This is a genomic window from Mycobacterium sp. (assembly GCF_032159775.1).
In the GTDB taxonomy this organism is placed as follows: Bacteria; Actinomycetota; Actinomycetes; order Mycobacteriales; family Mycobacteriaceae; genus Mycobacterium.
In genome coordinates this window covers 1-5,596 of the sequence record NZ_JAVHWK010000073.1, presented here as the reverse complement: position 1 = coordinate 5,596, position 5,596 = coordinate 1, and the positions used below count along the sequence as shown (strand labels likewise).

The 5,596-nt window shown below is 67.9% G+C and carries 1 protein-coding gene; it reads left to right on the top strand.

Annotated features, from left to right (window positions below; translation table 11 throughout):
• The coding region (locus tag QOJ24_RS07745; protein WP_526260409.1) for an acyltransferase domain-containing protein at window positions 1–5,596 on the top strand (5,596 nt) is incomplete at both ends.

Below are 5,596 nucleotides of genomic sequence, written 5' to 3'. Positions count from 1 at the left end.
TGGCAGGCCCATGACGCCCGCTACGACGCCGACCAGGTGTGCATCATTCCCGGTACTCAGGCCGTCGCAGGCATCACCAAGGTGGACGAGCCCGTCGGCGAACTGCTGGACCGTTTCGAGAAGGCGTCGATCGACGATGTCCTCGCCTCGGGTGCCGAGCCTGTCGCCGTGGTCAGCCGCCGCCAGGCGCGCAACGATGTCACCGGCCCCCTTGCCGTTGTGCTCGATGCGCCCGACGTGCTGTGGGCGGGTCGCACCTCCATCAACCCCGTGCACCGCATCGGGGCGCCGGCGAAGTGGCAGGTCAACCAAAACCGAAGTGCCACACATCCATCCACGGGTGCTCGGCTGGAGCTGGCGGCTGACGACACCGTCACGCTGAGCGTTCCGCTGTCGGGCACCTGGATCACGATCCGGTTCACACTGCCGACCTGCACGGTCGACGGCGGCATGCCGGTGGTCACCGTCGATGACGCCTCCGACGCGATGCGTGCGGTGCTGGCGATCGCCGCGGGCGCCGAGGGTCCCGACGCGCTGGCGTCGGTAGTCGACAACACCGCCGAGCTCACTGTGCAGTGGGATCCGGAGAAGGTCGCCGACCACACCGGTGTGACGGCGACGTTCGGTGCGCCGTTGGCGCCCGGTCTCACGCTGGTGCCCGATGCACTGGTGGGCCTCTGCTGGCCCGCGGTGTTCTCGGTGATCGGCTCGGCCGTCACCGAGGACGGCTTCCCGGTGATCGAGGGTCTGCTGAGCCTGGTCCACCTGGACCATGCCGGCCATCTGCTGACCGCGCTGCCTAAGGTGCAGGCCCAATTGACCGTCACCGCAACGGCTTCGGCGGCGACCGACACCGAGGTCGGCCGGGTGGTGCCAGTGAACGTCACCATCACCGATGCCGACGGCACCGAGCTGGCCAAGCTCGAAGAGCGCTTTGCGATTCGCGGACGCACCGGTGCGCTCGAGCTCACCGATCCGCCACGCGCCGGCGGCGCCATGACCGACAACGCGACCGACACGCCACGGCGTCGTCGCCGCGACGTCACCGTCACCGCGCCGACCAACATGAGCGCGTTCGCGGTGGTCTCGGGTGACCACAACCCGATCCACACCGATCGCGCCGCCGCGCTGCTGGCGGGTCTGGAATCGCCCATCGTGCACGGCATGTGGCTGTCGGCCGCTGCCCAGCAGGTGGTCACCGCCACCGACGGCAGGGCCGTCCCGCCTGCCCGACTTGTCGGCTGGACCGCGCGGTTCCTGGGCATGGTGTTGCCGGGCGACGAGGTCGACATCCGCGTCGACCGCGTCGGAATCGACCGTGGCGCTGAGATTGTCGAGGTTTCCGCCCGCGTCGGTTCCAATCTGGTGATGTCGGCGACGGCACAGCTGGCCGCGCCGAAGACGGTGTATGCGTTCCCCGGTCAGGGAATTCAGTCCAAGGGCATGGGCATGGACGTGCGCGCCAGGTCCAAGGCCGCCCGCAAGGTGTGGGACACGGCGGACAAGTTCACCCGCGAGACGCTCGGTTTCTCGGTGCTGCACGTGGTCCGTGACAACCCGACCAGCCTGATCGCCAGCGGCGTGCACTACCAGCACCCAGAGGGCGTGCTCTACCTGACGCAGTTCACCCAGGTCGCCATGGCGACGGTGGCGGCCGCGCAGGTAGCCGAGATGCGTGAGCAGGGTGCGTTCGTCGAGGGTGCCATCGCCTGCGGTCACTCCGTCGGTGAGTACACGGCGCTGGCCTGTGTCAGCGGCGTGTACGAACTCGAGGCGCTGCTCGAGGTGGTGTTCCACCGCGGTTCGAAGATGCACGACATCGTGCCGCGCGACGAGTTCGGCCGGTCCAACTACCGGCTGGCCGCCATCCGGCCGTCGCAGATCGACCTCGACGATGCCGACGTGGTGGACTTCGTCGCCGAGATCGCCGAGCGCACAGGCGAATACCTGCAGATCGTGAACTTCAACCTGCGTGGCTCGCAGTATGCGATCGCGGGAACCGTCCGTGGCCTCGAGGTGCTCGAGGAAGAGGTCGAGAAGCGCCGGGAGATCTCCGGTGGCAAGCGGTCGTTCATCCTGGTGCCCGGCATCGACGTGCCGTTCCACTCCTCGGTGCTGCGGGTCGGCGTCGCCGACTTCCGGCGCTCGCTGGAGCGGGTCATGCCACGCGACGCCGACCCCGAACTGCTCATCGGCAAGTACATCCCGAATCTGGTGCCCCGGCCGTTCACGCTGGACCGCGACTTCATCCAGGAGATCCGCGACCTGGTACCGGCCGAGCCGCTCGACGAGATTCTCGCCGACTACGACACCTGGCGGAACGAGAAGCCGACCGAGCTGTGCCGCAAGGTCGTCATCGAGCTGCTGGCATGGCAGTTCGCCAGCCCGGTGCGGTGGATCGAGACGCAGGACCTGCTGTTCATCGAAGAGGCGGCAGGCGGTCTGGGCGTCGAGCGGTTCGTCGAGATCGGCGTGAAGTCCGCGCCGACCGTCGCCGGACTGGCGACCAACACGCTCAAGCTGCCCGAGTATTCGCACAACACAACGGAAGTGCTCAACTCCGAGCGCGACGCCCCAGTGCTGTTTGCGACCGACACCGATCCCGAACCCGCCGACGACGACGGCAGCGACGAGCAGGCGCCCGTTGCGGAGGCCACGGCCGCACCCGCCGCCGAAGCCACCGCCCCGGCACCTGGTGCCGCCACGGCGCCCGCAGGCGCTCCGCGCCCCGACGACATCACCTTCGATGCGTCAGACGCGACGCTGACGCTGATCGCGTTGTCGGCGAAGATGCGCATCGACCAGATCGAGGCGCTCGATTCCATCGAGTCGATCACCGACGGTGCGTCTTCGCGGCGCAACCAGCTGCTTGTCGACCTCGGTACGGAGCTCGACCTCGGCGCCATCGACGGTGCCGCGGAGGCCGATCTGTCCGGTCTGAAGTCTCAGGTCACCAAGCTCGCGAGGACGTACAAGCCCTACGGCCCAGTGCTTTCCGATGCGATCAACGACCAGCTGCGTACGGTCCTCGGACCGTCCGGCAAGCGCCCTGCGGCAATCGCAGAGCGGGTCAAGAAGACATGGGAGCTCGGCGACGGCTGGGTCAAGCACGTCACCGCCGAGGTTGCACTCGGCACCCGTGAGGGCTCTAGCGTCCGCGGCGGCAGCCTCGGTGGGCTGCACGACGGTGCGCTGGCCGACGCCGCGACCGTCGACAAGGTCATCGACGCCGCCGTGACCGCGGTGGCGGGACGGCGCGGCATCGCTGTCGCGCTTCCGTCGGCCGCCGGCGCTGCAGGCGGGGGTGTGGTGGACTCCGCGGCGCTCACCGAGTTCGCCGAGAAGGTCACCGGCCGCGACGGCGTGTTGGCTTCGGCCGCCCGCACGATCCTCAACCAGCTCGGGTTCGATAACGCCGTCTCCGCTCCGGAGACTTCGACCGACGCCGAGCTGATCGACCTGGTCACCACCGAACTCGGTTCGGACTGGCCACGTTTGGTGGCACCGGTGTTCGACGCCCGCAAGGCGGTGCTGTTCGACGACCGGTGGGCCAGCGCGCGCGAGGATCTGGTGAAGCTCTGGCTGATGGACGAGGACGAGGTCGACGCCAACTGGCTGCATCTCTCGGAACGGTTCGAGGGCGCCGGTCACGTCGTCGGCAAGCAGGCCTCCTGGTGGCAGGGCAAGGCTCTGGCCGCGGGCCGCAACGTCCACGCGTCGTTGTTCGGCCGCGCCGCTGCCGGTGCTGAGAACCCGGGCAAGGGCCGCTACAGCGACGAAATCGCTGTCGTGACAGGCGCATCGAAGGGCTCGATTGCCGCTTCGGTGGTCGCCGGACTGCTCGACGGCGGTGCGACCGTCATCGCGACCACGTCCAAGCTCGACGACAACCGGCTGGAGTTCTACCGCAATCTCTACCGCGACAACGCCCGCTTCGGTGCGGCGCTGTGGGTGGTGCCCGCCAACATGGCGTCCTACTCCGACATCGACGCGCTGGCGCAGTGGGTCGGTAACGAGCAGAGCGAAAGCCTTGGGCCGAAATCCATTCACCTCAAGGACGCGCAGACGCCGACGCTGCTTTTCCCGTTCGCCGCACCGCGGGTGGCAGGGGACCTATCGGAGGCCGGCTCTCGATCCGAGATGGAGATGAAGGTTCTGCTGTGGGCCGTTCAGCGGTTGATCGGCGGACTGTCGCACATCGGCTCCGAGCGCGATATCGCGTCGCGGCTGCACGTCGTGCTGCCCGGCTCGCCGAACCGCGGCATGTTCGGCGGCGACGGTGCCTACGGTGAATCCAAGTCGGCACTCGATGCGGTCGTGACCCGGTGGAGCGCCGAGTCGTCATGGGCACAGCGAGTCAGCCTGGCGCACGCGCTGATCGGCTGGACAAGGGGAACCGGCCTGATGGGCGCCAACGACGCGATCGTCAACGCCGTCGAGGAGGCGGGTGTCACCACCTACTCGACCGAGCAGATGGCGGCGATGCTGCTGAATCTGTGCAGCGTCGAGTCGAAGGTCGCCGCCGCGCAGGAGCCGTTGAAGGTCGATCTGACCGGTGGGCTCGGCGATATCGACATCGACATGTCCGAGCTGGCGGCCAAGGCCCGCGAAGAGATGGTGACCGAAACCGCCGACGAGAGCGATGAGCAGGGCAGCACCATCGCCGCGCTGCCGTCGCCGCCGCGCGGCTTCACCTCCGCACCCCCGCCGGAGTGGACCGACCTCGACGTCGACCCCGCCGACCTCGTGGTGATCGTCGGCGGCGCCGAGCTCGGCCCGTACGGCTCGTCGCGGACCCGCTTCGAGATGGAGGTCGACAACGAGCTGTCCGCCGCAGGCGTTCTCGAGTTGGCCTGGACCACCGGCCTGATCAAGTGGGAGGACGACCCGAAGCCGGGTTGGTATGACGCCGAATCCGGCGACCTGGTCGACGAATCGGAGTTGGTCGAGCGTTATCACGACGCAGTTGTGGAGCGGACCGGCATCCGCGAGTTCGTCGACGACGGCGCGATCGACCCCGATCACGCGTCACCGCTTCTGGTTTCGGTGTTCCTCGATAAGGACTTCACCTTCGTGGTGTCGTCGGAGGCCGACGCACGCGCATTCGTTCAGTTCGACCCGGAGCACACCGTTGCGACCCCGGTGCCGGACAGCAGCGACTGGCAGGTGACTCGCAAGGCGGGCACCGAGATCCGGGTGCCGCGAAAGACAAAGCTATCGCGGACGGTCGGCGGTCAGATCCCCACCGGGTTCGACCCGACGGTGTACGGCATCAGCGCAGACATGAACACGTCGCTGGACCGGGTGGCGGTGTGGAACATCGTCGCGACGGTCGACGCGTTCCTCGGCGCAGGCTTCACGCCGAACGAGCTGATGCGCTGGGTGCATCCCGCGATGGTGGCGAGCACGCAGGGCACCGGTATGGGCGGCATGACGTCGATGCAGACGATGTACCACGGCAACCTGCTTGGGCGGAACAAGCCGAACGACATCCTGCAGGAAGTCTTGCCGAACGTTGTTGCGGCGCACGTCATCCAGTCCTATGTCGGTAGCTACGGATCGATGATCCACCCGGTCGGGGCATGCGCGACGGCTG